The 19,682-nt window shown below is 67.2% G+C and carries 18 protein-coding genes and 2 pseudogenes; 15 read left to right on the top strand and 5 right to left on the bottom strand.

The window, feature by feature from the left end; translation table 11 throughout:
- The 3 genes from IE277_RS42245 to IE277_RS42255 form a co-directional block, all read right to left on the bottom strand.
- A partial coding sequence (locus tag IE277_RS42245; RefSeq protein ID WP_189959019.1) for a hypothetical protein occupies positions 1-195 on the bottom strand: 195 nt, incomplete at its 3' end.
- A gap of 115 nt (positions 196-310) precedes the next feature.
- A complete protein-coding gene (locus IE277_RS42250; RefSeq protein WP_189959020.1) occupies positions 311-796 on the bottom strand; it encodes a hypothetical protein in 486 nt (161 codons plus the stop codon).
- 239 nt (positions 797-1,035) lie between these two features.
- Positions 1,036-1,920 (bottom strand): aromatic prenyltransferase, encoded by an 885-nt coding sequence (locus tag IE277_RS42255; RefSeq protein WP_189959021.1) that lies wholly within the window; start codon positions 1,918-1,920, stop codon positions 1,036-1,038.
- Positions 1,921-3,713: 1,793 nt separating this feature from the next.
- On the opposite strand from IE277_RS42255, the gene IE277_RS42260 reads away from it, so the two are divergent.
- The 3 genes and pseudogenes from IE277_RS42260 to IE277_RS49935 all read left to right on the top strand — a co-directional run.
- Positions 3,714-5,267 carry a DNA primase family protein gene (locus IE277_RS42260; RefSeq protein WP_189959022.1) on the top strand — a complete coding sequence of 518 codons (1,554 nt, stop codon included), beginning with the start codon at positions 3,714-3,716 and terminating at the stop codon, positions 5,265-5,267.
- 130 nt (positions 5,268-5,397) lie between these two features.
- The gene (locus IE277_RS42265) at positions 5,398-5,784 is read left to right on the top strand and encodes a DUF6009 family protein (RefSeq protein WP_189959023.1); all 387 of its coding nucleotides are present in this window, start codon (positions 5,398-5,400) and stop codon (positions 5,782-5,784) included.
- A gap of 368 nt (positions 5,785-6,152) precedes the next feature.
- Positions 6,153-6,398, top strand: a pseudogene (locus tag IE277_RS49935) (ISKra4 family transposase); the annotation flags it as partial.
- A 33-nt stretch (positions 6,399-6,431) separates the two neighbouring features.
- Here the strand turns inward: IE277_RS49935 and IE277_RS42275 are convergent.
- Positions 6,432-6,683, bottom strand: a complete 252-nt coding sequence (locus IE277_RS42275; RefSeq protein ID WP_189959025.1) for a hypothetical protein — start codon at positions 6,681-6,683, stop codon at positions 6,432-6,434.
- Positions 6,684-7,083: 400 nt separating this feature from the next.
- Entirely contained in the window at positions 7,084-7,821 is a 738-nt protein-coding gene (locus IE277_RS42280; RefSeq protein ID WP_189959026.1) for an AraC family transcriptional regulator, read from the bottom strand.
- A gap of 54 nt (positions 7,822-7,875) precedes the next feature.
- Here IE277_RS42280 and IE277_RS42285 point away from each other — a divergent pair, with 54 nt between their 5' ends.
- The 12 genes and pseudogenes from IE277_RS42285 (at position 7,876) to ssuE (ending at position 19,558) form a co-directional block, all read left to right on the top strand.
- On the top strand, positions 7,876-9,084 hold the full coding sequence (locus tag IE277_RS42285) for an MFS transporter (RefSeq protein WP_189959053.1): 1,209 nt from the start codon (positions 7,876-7,878) through the stop codon (positions 9,082-9,084).
- A gap of 593 nt (positions 9,085-9,677) precedes the next feature.
- Positions 9,678-10,550 carry an AfsR/SARP family transcriptional regulator gene (locus IE277_RS42290; RefSeq protein WP_189959027.1) on the top strand — a complete coding sequence of 291 codons (873 nt, stop codon included), beginning with the start codon at positions 9,678-9,680 and terminating at the stop codon, positions 10,548-10,550.
- A gap of 49 nt (positions 10,551-10,599) precedes the next feature.
- Positions 10,600-10,827: pseudogene (locus tag IE277_RS42295) on the top strand (IS5/IS1182 family transposase); the annotation flags it as partial.
- A gap of 559 nt (positions 10,828-11,386) precedes the next feature.
- Positions 11,387-12,361, top strand: a complete 975-nt coding sequence (gene sbnA / locus IE277_RS42300) for a 2,3-diaminopropionate biosynthesis protein SbnA (RefSeq protein ID WP_189959028.1) — start codon at positions 11,387-11,389, stop codon at positions 12,359-12,361.
- Positions 12,358-13,419: a 2,3-diaminopropionate biosynthesis protein SbnB gene (gene sbnB / locus IE277_RS42305; protein WP_189959029.1), complete on the top strand. Its 1,062-nt coding sequence runs from the start codon at positions 12,358-12,360 to the stop codon at positions 13,417-13,419. The genes sbnA and sbnB overlap by 4 nt, the downstream gene beginning before the upstream one ends.
- Positions 13,416-15,089, top strand: coding sequence for an amino acid adenylation domain-containing protein (locus IE277_RS42310; protein ID WP_189959030.1), 1,674 nt, complete (start codon positions 13,416-13,418; stop codon positions 15,087-15,089). Before sbnB ends, IE277_RS42310 begins: the two co-directional genes overlap by 4 nt.
- Positions 15,086-16,300, top strand: a complete 1,215-nt coding sequence (locus IE277_RS42315) for an acyl-CoA dehydrogenase family protein (protein WP_229882435.1) — start codon at positions 15,086-15,088, stop codon at positions 16,298-16,300. Before IE277_RS42310 ends, IE277_RS42315 begins: the two co-directional genes overlap by 4 nt.
- Positions 16,301-16,477: 177 nt before the next feature.
- Positions 16,478-17,050 carry a GAF domain-containing protein gene (locus tag IE277_RS42320; protein WP_189959031.1) on the top strand — a complete coding sequence of 191 codons (573 nt, stop codon included), beginning with the start codon at positions 16,478-16,480 and terminating at the stop codon, positions 17,048-17,050.
- Positions 17,050-17,289 (top strand): acyl carrier protein, encoded by a 240-nt coding sequence (locus tag IE277_RS42325; protein ID WP_189959032.1) that lies wholly within the window; start codon positions 17,050-17,052, stop codon positions 17,287-17,289. The genes IE277_RS42320 and IE277_RS42325 overlap by 1 nt, the downstream gene beginning before the upstream one ends.
- Before the next feature lie 34 nt (positions 17,290-17,323).
- Positions 17,324-18,037, top strand: a complete 714-nt coding sequence (locus IE277_RS42330) for a thioesterase II family protein (protein ID WP_189959033.1) — start codon at positions 17,324-17,326, stop codon at positions 18,035-18,037.
- A gap of 47 nt (positions 18,038-18,084) precedes the next feature.
- Complete coding sequence (locus tag IE277_RS42335) at positions 18,085-18,945, top strand: nitrogen regulation protein NR(II) (RefSeq protein ID WP_189959034.1); 861 nt, start codon at positions 18,085-18,087, stop codon at positions 18,943-18,945.
- A 79-nt stretch (positions 18,946-19,024) separates the two neighbouring features.
- A complete protein-coding gene (ssuE, locus tag IE277_RS42340) occupies positions 19,025-19,558 on the top strand; it encodes an NADPH-dependent FMN reductase (RefSeq protein ID WP_189959055.1) in 534 nt (177 codons plus the stop codon).
- The last annotated feature ends 124 nt before the right edge of the window (positions 19,559-19,682 follow it).

Here is a 19,682-nt window from a genome sequence, read left to right on the forward strand (position 1 = left end):
GACCTGCCCGGCGTACGTCCACTTGCCGTAGTAGAAGCCGTAGCCGTACAGGTTCCCCGGGGCGCCGACGTCGTTCCACGGCGCGTTGCATTCCGCCATGGGGCGGGCGGCAGCGTTGGCGGCCGGCGCCGACATTCCGATGCCGCAGAGTGCTATCGCCGTCGCGGCGGTGGCAAGGCTCCTTCGTATCCGCATGAGTCCCCCTTGTTGTGTGGCAGGCGTGTGGCCGAAGCGAGAGTAGGAGGCGGCTGTCGCGGTCGTTAGCCCGGAATCGGCCATCCGCTTGGGCGCCGAGGTTCTGTCTCTCCGGTCATGGCCGGAGAGACAGAACCTCGGCGGGCACGGGCAGTGCGGCCGCGGGGGCGGGCATGTCGAGCTGGTGCGGCCGTTGGGCGGGCATCAGCGGGCAGGCCAGCGCGGCGATCGCCACGAGGTCGTCGCGGTACTGCGGCATCGCCGCGTGCAGCCGGCGCTGGCCTGCCCAGAACTGTGCGGCCTCTTGGGCGGTGTAGGGGCGGTAGTGCTCCCCGATCACGGCGAGGTCGCCGGCGGGGTTTCGGTCCCAATGTCCTTGGTCGGTGAGGTGGTTGCGGTACAGGAGGCGGGTGTCGCGCCGCATCACCATCACCTCGTCGACCGCGGACAGCTGCTCGGCCAGCGCCACCGTCTCGGGCAGGACGGAGACGGTGGCGTTGTGCCCGGCGGCCGTGGTGAACCGCGGGGCACCGCCCAGCTGGCTCACCTGCGCGTAGCGGGCGGCCGTGCCCTGGCGGGGCGACGCCGAAGCAACCCGCATCCTGGCGCTGCTGTGCGAGGAGATCGGCGAGCCTCTCGACCACGGCCTCGCCGCCCGCCGCTACGCGATGTCCGGCGACCGCCCACAGCCCTCTTGGCACCGTCCTGTGACCGCTGCCGCCAGACTGCTGTTATGAGTCAAATACCCTGTTTTCCCAGGTCAACAGAGTGCGCTGTGAGGGTGTGAGGTGAAGTCTGCGCCCTTCACCTGTGCATGCCCGTGTCGTCTCCGGCGGCTTGCTATGTCGTGGCTGCGAAGGTCTGCCTGTGGTTGCCGGTGTAGTCGGACTGGACCTTGAAGTACCCGCCGCGGGGGCCGTACGTGGTGTAGAAGACGAAGTTCCGCTCCGCGGCAGCGAACGGCGCTTGCTCGACGAAATCCCGGAGCAGCGGGTGGTGGTGGACCGGGAACTCCTCGGCGGAGCAGCGCACCGGAAAGCAGAGGCGCAGCAGTCCGGGGTGGTCCCATCCGAAGGTTTGGTAGAAGTCGAACGCCTGGCCGTTGGTGTGCCTGAGGTCGCCTTCCGGGGCGGGGAAGCCCAGCCGTGTCAGCATGGTGGCCGCTGCTTCCGGGCTGAGTGTTCCGGGTGTGAAGACCGGGGAGTAGACGTTGATCGTGCGCCGGGAGAAGTCGAGGGCCAACAGCCCCGCGCGGTCCATCCCCGAGTCGTGGAAGTGGGGTCGGGCGGTGCGAACGGCCGCCGGGATGCTGGGGAGTTCTGTGAGTTCCTCGAGAGGGATGCCTCTGTCGAAGATCATCCAGATCTTGTCCGCCGGTCCGTTGACGGAAGCGTCCACGCCCCACCACGGTTCGTGGCGCTCGGCGACCTCGTCGAGCAGCGTCTCGATCGGATGACCGGTGAAGGTGAGCAGTCCGGCCTGGCGTAGCCGGGGCACGGGCGGAACGGGGGAGCGGTAGCAGAGCCGCAGGTTCACATCGCGCCGTGCCGGCGGCAGGGTGGTCGTGCGGACACCGATCCATCCCAGTGGGAGCAGGTCCGCCAGGGTGTCGATGACCTTGTCCACCACCGCTGCGTTGAAGCGGACCTGCGCGATCCGCGCGTACTGCCGAAGGTCCTCGGACAGTCGGGTCAGATCCAGTTCTCGTAACCCGTCACCAGTCATCACTCACCCTCGAATTTCTCGCGTCTGAGGTCCTCAGACGGCCTCCCCGAGAGCTGGCCCCGAGAAACACTGGCGAGCCCGCCTCGCCAGCCAACGTCAGTGGCACCGGACAGCGCTGCTCGCGGTCGTGCTGCTCGCCGGTGAGATGTGCAGCGCGTGCTGCTTGGCGTCCTCCTGGTGGTGGTTGTCGGGTAGCTGCTGCGGGTGCCGTCCGGTGCAGCACAACATTTGCATGGGCCAGGTGACACACGAGTGCTGCACGGATAGCAGGCCAGCCCCGCTGTGCAGCAGCGAGGCCGGCGGACACCTGCTGCACGGGCCGCGCTGCGCGCCGTTGCTGCTCTTCCGCGGGTCTCGGTGGCGCCGCAGCGGCTGCATAACGTCGCAGTTCTGCGACGTTATGCACGAGATACATGCACAGCTGCTGCATGCAGCGCCGTCGTCCAGGGCGGCGTGCATTGTTGCCGATGGAGTCAGCCGGCGTCCGGACTGCGGACTTGGAAGGAATCGCCGACGAAGTCCACGGCGGAGTCGACGACGCCGGGTACAGCCTCCCCGAATGCTCTGGTCACCGTGATCTCCCGCCACCCCGCGTGGTGAATCGTCCGGGTGATCACCCGCCTTCCGACCAGGCACCCATCGCGCCGTACGCGCCTGCCCGGGAGCCCCGTCCGAACTGCTCGCGCAACTGCGCGCCACCAACCGCGCGGAGCCGTGGGTGCCAGCCTTCGAGTAGGACCGAGTGCCGCGAGGAGTCAGCCAGCTCAAGATCAACGGCGTTTGCCGAGATGCGGACATGGGCGCGCTGGGTCGGCTGCTCCTCAGCCCTGGCGGGCTTGCGGTGCCCCGCCTGTGTGGTCGTTCGCCCCAGGCGGCAGTCGGGTCCGGAGAGGTATTCACTACGGGAGGCGTGGCTGAGACCGGGATGGGGTTGCTGCGACATACGCGCGCCTGCTACGCCGACTGCCCGCATCGTGGTAGCGGACTTTCGGTGGTACCGGTCGAAAGGGCGGGGGAGTGCTCAAGGTCCGAGTCAACGCATTGGGCGTATCCGGCAGCTGGCACCTGCCACCACTCTGTCCTCCTGTTTCCCGGCGAGCACCGGTCTCGTCGTCGCCCGGACCATGGGCTGACCACTCAGGGGACTGAGTGCCGAAGTGAGTCCCGCTTCAGTCCCGTAGTGAAAGTTGCTGGTCAGAGGCTTACTGGCTGACCTTACGGGACTGACGGGACTCAATGGACAAGTTATGGTGATCAGGCACGCTCGTATGCGCGCGTACGTACTTCTGTAGTACTACCTGTGCCGTGTAGCTCATATATGGACCTGTGAGTCCCGTCAGTCCCGTGGACTATGCATCGTGTCCTCTGACCTGCTCTTTTGCGTGCGGGACTGAAGCGGGACCGAAGCGCGGTCTTGGTCCTGGTCTCTCCTGCGGCCTCCAGAGGGACTGTTGGTACGGGGCTGACGGGACTGAATGTTCGACACGCGGCCGCCGCATGTGCCGCCCCGGCCGGGTGTGCGCTAGCCTCTGATCACGAGCGGAAACTTCAGTCCCGTCAGTCCCGTTGGTCCCGCCTCGGAGTGACGGACACGGTGCCTGTGGGGTTGACGCCGTAGACGAAGAAGATCAGCTACGACAAGGACTTTCAGTGCCCGGGCAGGTTCCGGCAGGCTCGTCAGGACCCCGAGGTGTCCGCTCGGTTCGTGGCATGCACGAGCCCCACAGCGCCATTCGTACCGGTACCGCTTCTTCTACTGGTCTCTTCCACCCCGGCCTTCACAAGGGACGCTCATGAGCAGCGCCGAGCCGGCACGCTTCGACGCCGCGGCCGCCGCAGAACAGATCCGTCAGACCAGCCTCGACCTCGGCCTGCCCGGAAGTCAGGCGATTCTGCCCACGCAGGCCGTGAGCGAAGGGCCCCGTCGCGCTGTTCAGGCAGGCCTGCTGCCGGACGAGCTGACCGACCGGGGAAACGCCAAGCTGTTCGCCCGTCTGTACAGCGACAGGTTCCGGCATGTCGAAGGCCTGGGCTGGTACTCGTGGGACCAGTACCGGTGGAAGCGCACCGGCGGCGAGAAGGGCGCGATGTGGGCTGCCGGCGACATGGCCGAACAGATGCCACGCGCCGACCCGCAAGGGCTCTTCAGCGACCGCGAAGTGGCAGCGCACAGGCGCCGCACTCAGTCGACCTCAGGGGTCAAAGCCCTGCTTCTGCAGGCGCAGGCCGCCCCGGGACTCAGTCTCGACCCTGACTCCATGGACGGGGACACGTACGCCCTGTGCACTCCGGGCGGCGTCATCGACCTGCGGACTGGCTACTTGCGCAAGCCCGACCCTCTAACGGACATGCACTCACGCGCCACCACCGTCGGCCCGGAGGACATGCCTTTGCCCCGGTGGCGCAGCTTCCTACGCGATACCTTCGGCGACGACGCCAAGGGCCGGGAAACGATCGCGTTCCTGCACCTGCTGCTCGGCTACTCCGTCACCGGTGACGTGGGCGCCCAGATCCTGCCGTTCCTCTACGGCTCCGGAGCCAACGGCAAGTCCGTGCTGCTCGAAGTGATGATGCAGATCCTCGGTGACTACGCCAACGCGGCGCCGCCCGGCTTCCTGATGGAGAAGGGGAAATTCACCGAGCACAGCACCGAGCTGACCGAGCTGCACGGCCGGCGCATCGTCGTGTGCTCCGAACTCAAGCCCAACGACAAGTTCAACGAGGCGCGAGTCAAGCTGCTGACCGGCGGCGACACCATCACGGCCCGCCGCATGCGCCAGGATTTCTTCACCTTCAGGCCCACGCACAAACTGTGGCTTCTGGGAAACCACCGGCCCGAAGTAGGCACCGGAGGCTACGCATTCTGGCGCCGGATGAGGATCATCCCGTTCGAGCGGAAAGTCCCCGACGAACTCAAAATCGACAATCTCGCCCAGGAACTCGTCCAGGATGAAGGCCCTGGCATCCTGAACTGGCTCGTCGAGGGTGCCCAAAAATACCTCGCCACCAGGGACCCACTCCACGGACCGGCCAGCGTACGACTGGCCACCGAAGCCTATGAGAAGACCGAGGACCACATCGGCCGGTTCCTCACTGATCGATGCACCAAGGGTGAGAGCGCACAGTCCAATCCCGAACTACGCGTCGAGCAGAAACTCCTCTACGAGACCTACGGACGCTGGTGCTCCGAGGAAGGGATCCGCCCGGCAACGAGCCGCGCCTTCGCCGGCCGCATCCGCCAAGAACTCGGCCTGGCCTCCCCAGCAGAGATGATCAAGAACAACGACCGCAAGCTCTACCCCGGCCTGGCGCTCCTCGCCGACGCCGGCACAGAGCCCGACGGATGACGCTCCGGACGAAGTGCGACAGCCCCCTGCCCAGGACTCCTGCGATAATTGCCAGAACCAGACGACCAGCGGTGAGCGCGCCGCACGATCCGGCCAGAGGCCGGCCTACGGGACAGGAGGGTCTACGGCCATGAGCTCGATGCTGGAAGACAGCCAGCTCACCGACGAAGCCGAAGTGGTCTGGCTCGAGGACCCGGAAAACCTCGACTACGTCCGGCAGGCCCTGGACAAGGTGCCCACCCGTAAGGGCAAACCACGCTACTCGCGCGATGGCCGCCTTGTCGGCTACACCAACCTGCAGCCGGGCGCCGTCAGTGATCCAGACTCCGGTCTCTTCCCCCGGCGCGCGTTCTTCCTCCTGCCCCACGACCGTGACCAGCAGCCTCACGGGCCCTACTCCGTAGGCGCCCCCGGCGAAGCCGTCGACCCCAGCACCATCCAACCGGGCAGAGTTGGCGCCAAAACACCGCGCTCCCAGAGGTCTCAGGCTGCGGAGATAGCACCAGCGGGCCGGTAGGCCACGTCAGTATGACCGCGTGGGACGGGACTGACGGCACTGCCCCGTCGAGTGGGCACTAAGCGGACCGTAGGAACGCGCTGGCCTCAGTCGAGCATGCTTACATCTCAGTCCCGTCAGTCCCGTGACGGTGTGGAAAGCGTGCCTGACCTGTCCATTTCCAACCTTCATCGAGCTGACTCCCTCGACACTCAGGGCACTCTGGCGGCATCCACGGGACTGACGGGACTGAAGAACGAGCATGTCCTCACTTGTTTGCCTCCCTGGGTGAGGCGGTTCGGCGCGAACGTGTCGTCGACACCGAACCAGCCGACCGACGGCTGACGTGACCCGGGCGCCTGCCGTCCTCGGTTGACCGAAGCTAGGTCGCCGGCCACCTCACCACGATCCTGCACGGCCAGGCATCCCGCGCCGCCGACGAGACCACCGTGCAGGCCGAGCGGGCCCGCCTGCGCGGCGCCAAACGCGAGGCCACCGACGCCTGCGTCCGCTAACTGACCAGCCACCTCGACCAACTCGGCTACGACACCGCTCTGGCCCGTGGCTGGTCGATCGCCACGGGAGCGATCGAGAGTGCCTGCCGCCACTTGATCAGCGACCGCCTGGACATCACCCTGAAGCTGACCCAGTCCGCGACCATCACCGGGTCACGCGGTGCGGCAAAACGGAGCAGGAGACGGGTGCAGCGGGTTCGGAGTGGACGGTTGCGCGGGCGAAGGCGTCCGCGATGTCCGTTGGAACTGGCGGGCCAGCTCCTGGTGGTCGGGGTGGGTGGGGATGATCCTGCTCAGGGTCCGGACGTTGGGGAGGAAGTCGGCGACCGGCTTGTGCGTGTAGGGCCCGAAGTCCGCCGTGCCGTTGTGTACGGATTCGAGGATGAGGTGCTGTGCCCGCAGCACGGGGTGATCGTCGGGGAGGGCCGGTCTTGGTCAGATCCGCTCCGCAGCGCGAACGCGATCCCCGGCGTCCGACGGCCCCGTCCAGGTTGGTGCAGCTTCCCGGGATGGGGAGCAATCCGGCCGGTGTGACGTGCATGCGTTGAAGGTGATGGCGCTGCCGGCAGGTGTCGGCCAGCAGCACTTGGTGATCAATGAGCTTCTTCAGCCGCCCCGCGGGCGAGTGAGGAACCACTGGGCGTTGACGATGTCGGTGAGCAGGGCGACTATCGCCGTGCCGGCCCGGACCGCGACCCTGCGCGCCACCCGATCGGTGGCCGTTCTGAAGAGGCTCCATGCAGGCGAATGACATGCCCAGACGCCAGGACAGGAGCCGGCGGCCGCCGGAGGCGGCGCGGCGCAGTCATCGGGAGTGCGTACCCGGTGTATGGCCGAACGCACGGCGGAACACATCGATGAAGGCGCTGGTGGACGACCAGCCGCACTGGTTCGCGACCTTGGTCACAGGGGCCTTTTCGGCCAGCAGGACCAGTGCGTGGTGGAGCCGTAGCTGGGTGCGCCACTGGGGGAACGTCATGCCGAGGTCGTTGCTGAACAACCGGGAGAGCGTGCGGTCACTCGCCCCGACCTCCCGCCCGAGTTCGGGGAGTGTGCGGTTGTCCGACGGGTCGGACCGCAGGAGGTCGCAGACCGTCCGCAGCAGGGGGCTGTTTGGTGTGGGCAGGTGCATGGGCTGTTGTACTGCGATCCGCAGCTGGTCGAGGAGCACGGCACGCAAGCGCATCCGTTCCGGGCTGTTGTCCTCGGTGCGGGTGTAGGTGATGATCAACTCGCGCAGTAGCGGACTCACCGCGAGCACGGCGGGGGCATCCAGGCGCAGGGGGTTCTCCCACGCGGGCAGCCCCATCAGGTGCAGTTCGAGGTCGCCGTGCGCCTGGTGGGCGTGGACGGTGCCGGCCGGGACCCAGATGGCGCGGGTTGCCGGAGCGACCCAGGAACCGGTGCTGGTGGTGACAGACAGGACGCCCCGGCCCGCGTACACGATCTGATGCTCGTCGTGCCGGTGAGCTTCGATCTCCGCACCGGACGCCAGTTGCTGTGTGCGGGTTGGTGCTATGGGCTCGTGGCGGACTTCAGTCATTGTCTGGCAGTTTATCGGAAGCGCGACCCGGTGGAGAGCGCCGACGATATCGAGGTGCGAAGAAACTCCTCGATCACACTGCTGTCCGTCGGTCATGCCTGCGTCGACATCTATCAGGGTGCTGTGGCCTCCCTCGTACCGTACTTCGTCGCCGAGCGCGCCTATAGCTACGCCGCCGTCTCGGGCATCGTGCTCGCGGCCTCCTTGCTCTCGTCGGTGGTGCAACCGGTGTTCGGTGTGCTGACCGACCGCTGGGCCATGCCGTGGCTCCTGCCCCTCAGCACTCTGCTGGGAGGCGTGGGCATCGCGCTGAGCGGAGTGAGTGACTCCTACACGCTGACGCTGGCCGTCGTCGCGCTGTCCGGGGTGGGCGTCGCCGCCTACCATCCGGAGTCCGCCCGGGTGGCCCGGCTTGCGAGCAACGGCAGTCACAGTGCGATGGGATGGTTCTCACTGGGCGGCAACCTCGGCTTCGCGTTGGCTCCGGTCCTGGTGGCCTGCGTGGTCGCGACCGGAGGACTGCGCCTGACACCGTTGCTCGTGATCCCGGCAGCCATCGGCGCCGCACTGTGCCTGCCCGTGCTGAGGGCACTGGGGGCACAGCAGGCCAGTACGGCCGGCAAGACGGTTAAGGGCGAGGACGACACCTCGTCGTTCATACGGCTGTCGCTCGCCGTGGTGTGCCGCTCCATCGTCTTCATCGGCCTGAGTACGTTCGTCTCGTTGTATACGACCCAGCGGATGGACGGCAGCAAGGCCGCGGGCACGGCCGCACTGTTCCTGCTGTACCTCGGCGGCGCAGTGGGCAGCGTGCTGGGCGGTTCGCTGGCCAACCGCTGGGACCGGGTCACCGTGTCCCGCTGGTCCTATCTGCTGACCGCCGGATCGGTTGCCGGCTTGGTGTTCATACCCGGCCCGGCCCTCTATCTGTTCGTCATGCTGACCTCGGCCGGCCTGTACATCCCGTTCTCACTGCAGGTCACGCTCGGCCAGGACTATCTGCCCTCCCGTGTCGGCACCGCCAGCGGAATCACGCTCGGCCTCACCGTGAGCGTGGGCGGTCTCGTCAGCCCGCTCATCGGCAGTGTCGCCGACAAGACCTCGCTGCAGACCGCTCTGGCCCCGCTGATCCTCATGCCCGCACTCAGCTGGCTGTTGTTCCGTACGCTGCCCGAACCCGCTGTGCCGCAGTCCGTGGACGCGGCACCGAAGGGAGAAGACGCCGATGTCGCACACTCTCCCGTTCAGCCCGATCCCCGCTGACGAGCCGGAATCCGGCACTCGCCCGGACGCTGGCGCCGGCGGCCTGGAGGACTCGGCGCGCCAGGAGGAGTGTTGCCCACTGCGCGCCTGGGGCTGCACGGCCTCCATCGACGGACCGAGGTGGCGCCTGCTGTCCGCGCACTCGACCTCCTGCGGCGAGGTCGAGTACTGCAAGTGTGACTGCAATGCCATTGTGTTGCTCTGGCAGGGCGAAGTAACCGCTCTCACCGGCCTTCCGCCCGACCGTACTCAGCGAAGGCCGTGAAAAGCGCGGGACTCAGCCGATACGCTCGCACTTGTTTGAACATTCAAATTACCACACTCGGAGATCTCGCTACGCGAGAGGTTCCGCCACTGTAGGCCATGACAGGTGCACGTTGATGACTCTGGACCGATATCCAGGTTCAGAGTCGTCACTTTTGCATGTCTGCAGCGCCTTCTCCGCGCTTCCGGCCTGTTGGTTACAGATGAGAAACGGCCAGGCGGCTTGATTTCTATCTGGTTACGGAAGATGTCAGGTGCTTATGTTGTCGATGCAACCAAGATGCATATGCGCATCGTTTGCAGGACGGTCGACAACCTGAGGGGGCGGTATGCGCGTCAGCACGTGTGCGGCAGGCCAGTTGTACGATGTCTCAGCCAAGGTGAGTGACACTCGGAAGTCAGTCCGGGCGAAGCTCGGACTGCTGGGCCCCTTACGCCTTACGTCTAACGAACTGGACGAACCCGTAAGCGTCGCACCTAAAATACGTACGGTACTCGCGATGCTGTGCATGCACCCGGACCAGGTGGTGCCGGTCTCCGTGCTGACCCGCGAACTCTGGTCCGAGCAGCCTCCGGTGACTGCTTTGCGGACCCTGCAGACGTACATCCTCAATATTCGCAAACTGCTGTCCAAGGCCACCGGCCTCAAGCCGGCGGACATCACGGACCAGATACTGGTCACCCAGGGCAGCGGCTACAGCCTGCGCAATTCCGACCTGCGACTGGACTGGCTGGACTTCCTGCAACTGGCCGACCACGGCCGCGCGAGCCTGCGGGCCGGGGACAGCCACACCGGGATCCGGGGACTGGAGGAAGCGCTGGGCATGTGGCGCGGCAGCGGCCTTTCGGATGTACCCACTGGCATGGTGCTGGAGGGGCGCAGGCTGATGCTGGAGGAGCGCCGACTGGATACAATCGAGGCGCTGATCGATGCCCGGATAGAGGCCGGTCTGCACCAGCAGGTGACCGCCGAACTGGCCTCATTAACCAGCGAGCACCCATTTCACGAAGGACTGCATGCCCAGTACATGCGGGCCCTTGCACTCAGTGGACGCCGTGCCGGAGCGCTTGAGGTGTTCGCCCGTCTGCGCTCTCGCTTGATAGAGGAAATCGGAATCGAGCCGGGCTATCCGCTGCATCAACTCCAGCACAAAATTCTGAACTCGCATACAGCGACGGACGCTTCACTTTCTGGTAGCTGATGATTTCCCGCCCGTCGGCATGCGTGGGCGAATATCCCGTGGTGCGCGGCAGCCCACCGGGCTGGTCATCCCGCACCGCCGCGATCGCGGGCAGAGCGAACTACCGGACTCGAAGGAGGAACACAACGCCTCCCATCGCAAGGTCCGCGCCCGCGTCGGGCATGCCCTCGCACGGCCATTTTCGAGTCAGATCCTCCGCGACCGCCGTGTGAAAGGCGACGGCGTTCACCACGCCATGCTCGGCATCGTCCGCCTCCACAATCTCACGCTGGCCGGATGTCGGAGAAACGATCAGGCCAACAGGCACGTCGGAGATCATTTACGGGACAAGCCTTCGGCGACGGCGCCGGTGCAATCACTGGGATCTCAAAGGGTCTGCTCTCCTGGACTGGGGCAGGCCCTTCTCCGGATGGTCGCGCAACCGTTGGAGCAGTGCCACCAGGATCTTGAGTGTTTCTCGTCATCAGTCTCGACAGGCCGATGCGACTGTGAATGTGCAGAGGTCAGGCACCTCACGCACCACGCCCCCGCAGCACCCACGCGGCCGGAGCGGGCGCCAGCCCGGTCCTTGCCGACCGGGTCTACCTGTTCGAAGGGACGCACATGGTTGGCTGGAGGGAACGTCCGACCGGCCCGACACAAGTTCCCCGCAATCGGCCGGCACCAGCGGCGCGTTCTCGTACCTCTGCGGCACCGTCCCTCGCGTCGCCGGTACGGAGCCGATCTACGAGGAACCATCACTGGCGCATCGCTGCACCACCCGCTCCGTCGGTCCCGAACCCCCTCAGCGCGGATCGGTGTCGGTCCACGCTGATGAACGGAAGCGAAGACAACTCATGACCGTCATCACCGCGGCGCACGAACTCCTCGACAGCGACGTGTACATCGATCTGCGGGCCAGCCTGGGGCTCCCGCTGCATCTCAAGTGCGAAGGCTTCAACTTCGCAGGCTCGATCAAGATCCAGCCTGCCGCTCAGATGGTCGATGCCGCCCACCGCGACGGCCTGATCGGGCCGAACTCCGTCTTGATCGAGTCGTCCTCCGGCAACCTCGGGGTGGCGCTCGCCGTGATCGCGGCGTCCAAGGGGCTCAGCTTCATCTGCGTCACCGATCCCAACTGCAACCCGGCCACCACAGCGCTGATCCGGGCCCTCGGCGGCGAGGTCGTCGTCGTGGACGAACCCGACGCCTCCGGCGGCTACCTCGCCGCCCGCAAGGCGTACGTCGCCAACAGCTGCGCGCAGAACCCGAACTACGTGTGGCTCAATCAGTACGAGAACCCCGCGAACTGGATCGCGCACTACGAGACCACCGCGGCCGTCATCGCCAAGGACTTCCCCGACCTCGACGTCCTCTTCGTCGGAGCGGGGACCGGCGGCACCCTGATGGGCTGCGCGCGCTACTTCCGTGAACACCGGCCGGGGACCCGCATCATCGCGGTCGACAGCGTGGGCTCCGTCAGCTTCGCCGGCACTCCCGGACCACGTCACATCCCCGGGCTCGGTGCCAGCGCGCCGATGCCGTTGATCGACCCCGGCCTCGTCGACGAGGTCATCCGTATCCACGAGGTCGACACCATTCACACCTGTCGCAGGCTCGCCGCCTGCGGTCTCCTCCTCGGAGGCTCCTCCGGAACGGTGATCAGCGCCGCCGCACAGTGGTTCGCCCAGCACGGTGGCACCGTGCACACGGCCGTGGCCATCGCGCCGGATCTAGGAGAGCGCTACCTCAACACGATCTACAACGACACCTGGGTCAGCCATCACTACGGTCAGCAGGACGACCTGCACAAGATCCTGGAGACATCTTGAGCGATCAGGCCAGCATCCCCCAGTTCTGCGTCATCCCGGGCAGCAGCGTGCACCAGGTGCTGGACGGGCGGCAGCGAGAGGTCATCGACCTCGTCGAAGACGCCTACCGCCTGCACGGGGAAGGCCGCACGATCAATCCCCCCTCCTACTTCCTGCGGTTCCCCGACCGGCCCAGCGCCCGCATCATCGCGCTGCCCGCCTCGGTCGGCGGCAGCCGGCCGGTCGACGGCATCAAGTGGATCTCCAGCTTCCCCACCAACCTCGACCGCGGCATTCCCCGTGCCTCCGCGGTGCTGATCCTCAACGACCCCGTCACTGGCTATCCGTACGCCTGCCTGGAGAGCTCGATCATCAGCGCCGTGCGTACGGCCGCCTCCGCCGCGGTCGCGGCCCGCGCGCTCGGCGTCGACCGGCCCGCGCCCCGGCGCATCGGCTATCTCGGCACCGGCCTCATCGCACGGTACGTGCACTCCTATCTCTCCGCACTGGACCAGACCTCACAGGAGGTCGCCGTCCACGACACGTCCGCCGAGTACGCGCGCGCCTTCGCAGACCACCTGAACCAGCAGCCGGATGGTGCACCGGTCCGCGTCCTGGACTCGGCGGAGGAACTGGTCCGCTCCTGCGACGTCATCGTCTGTGCCACCACGGCGGCCACCCCGCACCTGCTCGAACCGGCCTGGTTTGCCCACCACCCGCTGGTCCTGCACGTGTCGCTGCGTGACCTGGGCACGGACGTCATCCTCGACAGCTGCAACGTGGTGGACGACATCGAGCATGTCCTCAAGGCGAACACCTCGGTCCACCTCGCCGAACAGCACACCGGCGGGCGCGACTTCCTGGACGGCACCCTGTACGACGTACTCACCGGCGCTGTGAAGGCACCGTCCGACCGCACGGTGGTCTTCTCCCCGTTCGGGCTCGGCGTCCTCGACCTGACGGTCGGTGAGCACGTGCACGCCCGCGCCCGCGAGAACGGCTGGCTGACACCGGTCGACGGGTTCTTCCACGACCTGGACCGGCACAGCACCCCGCTGCCGGAGAGGGGGCAGCGATGACGACCGTCCCTTCTGACACGAGCCCGGCGACGGTGCGTGCCGGACTGCCGCTGGCCCCTGGCGCCGTAGCCCGGGCCCGGGAACTCGCCCTGCGCCATGTCCGTGCACACGACAACGCGACCGCCCTGCTCGACCACGTCATCGGCCACGCCGAACGCGACCCGGACCGGCCGGCCGTCGTCGACGGCGAGCGGACCCTGAGCTACCGGGACCTGCTCGGCCGTATCGCGGTCATCCGGGACGCCCTGCGCGCTGCCGGAGTGGGGGCCGGTGACGTCGTCTCCGCGGTCGGTGTCCGCAGCGCCGAGACCCCAGCCGTCTTCCTCGCCCTGGAGGCCTTGGGCGCCTCCTACCTGCCAATCGACCCGAACTGGCCGGAAGTCAGGGTCCGGGATGTGCTCGACCGCAGCCGGGCCAGGCTGCTTCTGGACTACTGCGGCGACGGCGGCACCGCACACGCCGCGAGGGCGGCAGCCGCCGACACGGAGACAGCGGTCCTGCCCGTACCTGGCGGGAGCGAGGGCGCCGCGCCCCTGGACCGCAGCGGCGACCGTTCCCACGAGGTCCGGTACACGATCTTCACCTCGGGCACCACCGGCCGTCCAAAGGGCGCCACGGTCGAACATCAGGGCATGCTCAACCATCTCTGGGCCAAGGCGACCGACCTGGCACTGGGGCCGGACGACGCGGTCGCGTTTACCGCCCCGCTGGTCTTCGACATCTCCGTCTGGCAGATGCTGTGCCCGCTGCTCGTCGGCGGACGCGTGGTCGTGGTCGGCGACGACGCCATGCGGCTTCCCCGCTGGCTCATCGGTGTCCTCGACGTTGGAGCCGTCACGGTCGTGGAACTCGTCCCTACCGTCATCGGATGGCTCGTCAACGACCTGGCCCGCCGCAGCGGAGGCGGACTCCCCTCGCTGCGCTGGCTCCTTTCCACCGGAGAGGAGTTGTATCCGGCCGTCGCGGAGCGTGTGCCGCACACCCTGCCGCACGTGTCCCTGGTCAACGCCTACGGCCCCACCGAGTGCTCCGACGACGTGACGCACCACGTGGTGACGCCCGCCGACCTGGCCGGCTCCCGGTTGCCTGTGGGCAGCCCGATCGCCAACACCACGCTGTACGTCCTGGTCCAGGACGCGAACGCAGGCCCGTGGCGGGCGGCAGAACCGGGGGAGAGCGGTGAGCTGTTCGTCGGCGGCACGGGCGTGGGGCTCGGCTACCTCAACGACCCCGCCACCACCGACCGGGCCTTCTTCCGTGACCCCTTCGCCCCGGACTCCGCCACCGGCCGCCTGTACCGGACCGGAGACCTGGCCCGGGTCGACAACGGACTCCTGTATTACCTCGGCCGCAGCGACCGGCAGGTCAAGGTGTCCGGCGTCCGCATGGAACTCGGCGAGATCGAGGTCGTCCTGAGCCGGCACCCGGCCGTGGAACAGTGCGCGGTCGTCGTCTCCGGCGAGGGCGAACACGGCGAACTCGTCGCTCACTACAGTCTGCGGACCCGGGTGCCCTCGTCGGTGCTGCAGGACGCGCTGAGCACGGCACTGCCGACCGCGATGGTGCCCCGGCGCTGGCAGGAATGGGACACGCTGCCCCTGACACACAACGGAAAGATCGACCACCGCTCGCTGCACACGTCCGCCGTCCACCGGAATGAGGCCTCGTGACGACCACCACAGCGAAGACCGCACCACCGGAGTCGTCCGCGTCGGCGCGCGAGATGACGGCGACCGGCATCGCCGAGCGCGTCGCCTCTGTGGCCCGGGTGGCTGAAGAGCATCTGGAGCGAACCGACCGCGACGCCGTCTTCCCTGAGCACGCTCTCGCGGAGATGCGCCGCACCGGTCTGCTCGGGCTGCTCGTACCGGCCGAGCACGGAGGGTGCGGAGGCACCCTCACCGATCTCGTCGACGCCGCCATGGCCCTCGGCCGCGTCGACATGTCCGTGGCGATGATCTTCGCCATGCACTGCCAGCAGTCCGAGGCGATCATCCGGTACGCCGCCTCACCGCTCCGGGAGGAGCTGCTCTCCCAACTCGCCGCCGGCGACCTGTACCTGGCCTCGGTGACCACAGAACCGGGCAAAGGCGGTCACCTGTTCCGCTCGTACGCCCCCTTACGCGAGGCCGACGACACCCTGGAGGTCGACCGAGTCGCACCGATCGTGACGGGCGGCACCGCGGCGGACGGTTTCCTCATCACCATGCGCAGCCCGCACGCGACTGCCGACCACCACGTCTCCCTGGTCTACGCACACCGGCACCAACTGCGTGTCGAAGGCAGCGGTGCCTGGTGTCCGATGGGCATGCGCGCCAGTCACAGCCTTCCCCTCACCTTCGCAGGCACCATTCCCGGACACCAGGTGATCGGCGAGCACGGCGCCTTCCACCACATCGCCCAGTCCGTATTCGGACCGCTTGCCCATCTCGGCTGGTCGGCAGCATGGCTGGGCACAGCGGCCGGAGCTCTTTCCCGTGTTCTGCGACTGCTGCGTGACCCGGCCGGCCGCAAGAGCTTCGACCTGGGCTCGCAGCTGCTGATGACCCGGCTCTCCCGGGCCAGACAGCGACTCGACACAGTCCACGCCCTGCTGCGCCGCACCGAGGCCCTCGTGGCGAGCGGCGCCGACCTCGCCGACACGAGCAGTCAACTCCTGCTGAACAGCCTGAAGATCACCGCTGCCGAGGAGTGCTACCGCGCCGTCGACGAACTGATCGACGCCGTCGGTCTCCGGCACGGCTATCTCCAGAACTCGCCTACCCGGCTGGAAAAGACCCTGCGTGACCTGCGGTCTGCCGCACTCAACTACAGCAACGACCGGCTCCACCTCGCCGACGGGCGGCTGTGCCTGCTCGACCCAGACGTCCGCTTCACCTGACCGCGACGGGCCACCCTCCGCAAAAACCGGCTAACAGCCTGATCGCCTTCCTGAATTGCGTGCTTTCTTTGGCGACCCTTTTTCTCGAAGGGGCAAGAATGCCGAAGTGCTATTGCCTCGCCGTAAATCGACTGCTAGCTTGTGGGAAATTCCCTCCGTAACCACCGAGGACTCTTTATGTCTGAAAGCGGCCAGAATGGCTCGACCGAGAACTGGAGCGCTGCCCTGCGTTATATCGCAGGACGCAAGGCCGCCGAGGAATCTCTCGGATTTCTCGTGCACATCAGCACCGCCATCCAGCAGGCCCCGCAGCTCAAGGAAGTCGTGCCAGCGGTGGCCAAGGCCTGCGTCCCCTTCCTCGCCTCCGCCGTCTCCCTGGGCGCCCTCGCCACCCACTCGCAGCTCGTTGTCCAGTCGCCCACCGAGTACTCCACGGCGTTGGAGGGCGTGCGGGGCCTCATCACCGAAGCCGGTGACCAGAAGCTCGTGATCAGCGAGCATGAGGGCCTGCTGAAGCAGACCGACCCGGGCCACCTGCCGCTGCTGCGCCAGTGGCGGGCCAGCTCGGCGGTGGCCGTGCCCCTGACCTACCGGGGGCTGCGCGGCGGCCACCTGGTCGTGCTGCGCGGCGACGGCCACCGGCGCGGCCCGATCAGCCCCGGCGACCTCGCGCTCATCTCCGAGGTGGCCGACCGGGTCGCGGCGTTCAACGCCTTCGTCACGCAGCTGGCTGGCTCGGAAGTTCTGTGATGACGGCGACCTGGCAGGACGTGCGCTCCTGGATCCTTCAGCGCAACCCCGAACTCGCCGAGGATGAACTGAATCCGGAAACCGACATCATCGAGTCACGGATCGTCGATTCCCTGCAATTCGTGGAACTCGTTCTCTTCATCGAGGAACTGCGCGGCGAAATGATGCAGTCGATGGACGTCGACCTCGACTCCTTCCGAACCCTCAAGGATATCGAGCAGAATTTTCTCACCCCATAGGTGTGGGCAGTCGAAAGAAATGTGAGGAGGCGGTATGGTGAACGAAAAGGCTGTCGTGGTGCAGGGAAAACTGCACGGAACAACCGATGCGGTGCTCTTCCTGCCGCCCGCCGGCAGTGTCACCTCTCCCTTCTTCCCAGTGGGAGCCCATCTCCCGCAGACCCTGCCCGCCCTCCACTGCGAACTGCCCGGCCGCGGTCGGCTGGCGCACGACGCGGCACCCTCGTCCGTGTCCGCCGCCGCGGACCGCTGGGCGGACGATCTCACCGCGCTACTGCCGGGCGGCCGGCGACTGCACTTGTTCGGACACAGCCTCGGGGCCCTGCTCGCTTACGAGCTCGCGATCCGGCTCGAGGCCCGTCCGCAGTACACGATCGGCAGCCTGTCCGTCTCCGGTGCCCGGGACCCCGGCAGCACCCCGCGCACCGCCGTGGCCGCGGCCTTCGAGGCGCTGCGCCGCAACCAGTCCACCACCGACAAGGAGGACGACGCGGAGGGGACCTGGCTGGCACAGGATCTGAGGATGCGGCGGGAACACAGCGTCACCCAGCGGCCGATCCACACACCGCTCGCGCTGTTCTGCGGAGACAGCGACCCCTTCGCCCGGCCCGCCGACATGGCGCAATGGGCCTCCTTCACCACAGGCCCGCTCCTCGGGACGTTCGCCTTTCCCGGCGGACACGACTACTACCTCTCCGACCGGGCCTCTGTGGCCACCACCATCACGGACCTCGTGGAACGTTGCTGAGGTCCCTTGCGCACCCCCGACCGAACCCACACATGAAGGAGTCGGCCATGACGGTTGACAACCAGAGCACGCCCACCATCGAGCAGCTGATCGACGTCGTCGGCAACAGCTCGGTCGGCATCACGGTCACCGACCGCTCCGGTGCCGTCCTGCTGCACAACAAGGCGCAGTCCGTCCTCATGCACGGGGAGGCCGACCACCTCCGTGGCCGGATCCTGGTCGACGGCAAGGACGCGCTCACGGACCTGCTGGCGCAGCTCGAGAAGAACGGCAGGCTCGAGAACGTCCGCGTCACCTACCAGAGCGCCGACGGCACGCAGAACCGTGCCTCCGCGGTGAACGCCGTAGTCGCCGGCGCGGGTGACGAGAGCCGGATCCACTGGGTCAGCCGGCCGGAACTCGGGGAACGGCTGCCGGTGTCCAACACGAGCACCGAGGACCCCACGTCCGACGCCGCCGCCTGGATCCGCGCGGTCGACGAGCGAAGCAACCCCGTCCTGACGCCGACCAAGGAGCACGATTCGGTACTCCGTGAGTTCTACGAGGTGGCCCCGGTCGCGATCCACCTCATCGGAGTCAACGGACAGGTCATGCACGCCAATCCGGCCGACGTCGCCCTCGTCGAGTACAGCGCCACACCGGGCGAGTACGTCGGCCAGCACATCCGCAAGATCTACGAGGACCAGGGACTGCTGGACGACTTCCTGTCCCGCTGGGACGAGGACTCGCCGATCATCAACTTCCGTGCGAACTTCGTCACCCGGGACGGTGCCCCCAGGCCGGTGCTGATCTTCTCGACGGCACAGGCGGCCAGCGGCCAGGTCTCCAACACGCGCTGCTTCGTCTTCAACGACCCCGAGCCGCGGCGCGCCCGTGACACCGTCAGCGCCTTCGGCTGGCCGGCCTGACCTCCCAACGGTAGGGAGCCCGGATCCGTCCCGGGCTCCCTACCTAACGACCCCGACCCGACCCTTCCTGGGGGTGACCGTGTCCAAGGTGCTGGTGATTTCGGGAAGCCCTTCCCCGACATCCAAGACCGAACTCGTCGGTGACTACATAGCGCGGCGGCTGGCCGAGAACGAATGGCACGCTGGCCACCTGAAAGTGCGCGCCCTCCCGGCCGAGCCGCTGCTCCGCGCGGACACCGCGCATCCGCGGATCGCCACGGCCCTGGACCAGGTCGCTCAGGCCGACGGCATCGTGCTGGCCACACCGACATACAAGGCAAGCTTCTCCGGACTGCTGAAAACCTTCCTCGACCTGCTGCCCCAGTACGGCTTCACGCACAAGGTCGTGCTTCCACTGGCCACCGGCGGCAGCACCGCACACGTCCTGGTACTCGACTACGCGCTGCGGCCGGTGGCCCACTCCCTCGGCGCCCGGCACGTCGTACAGAGCTTCTTCCTGCTCGACAAGCACATGACCCGGGACAGCGGCGGCCTGCACATTCGGTCAGAGAGCACCGGAATGCTGGACGACGTCATCGAACAGTTCCGCAAAGCCCTGGTCGCCCCCTTCTGATGGCCCTGCGGTCCTACCGCGCCCGCCTGAGACAACTCCCAGCACCACGCCCGGTCGGAGCCTGAGAGGCACCGCCACGTGGGGCTGAAAGCCGCTGCAGGGCAGAGTGCCGAGAACGCGTCGG

It is taken from the genome of Streptomyces alanosinicus (assembly GCF_014650595.1).
Classification (GTDB): Bacteria; Actinomycetota; Actinomycetes; order Streptomycetales; family Streptomycetaceae; genus Streptomyces; species Streptomyces alanosinicus.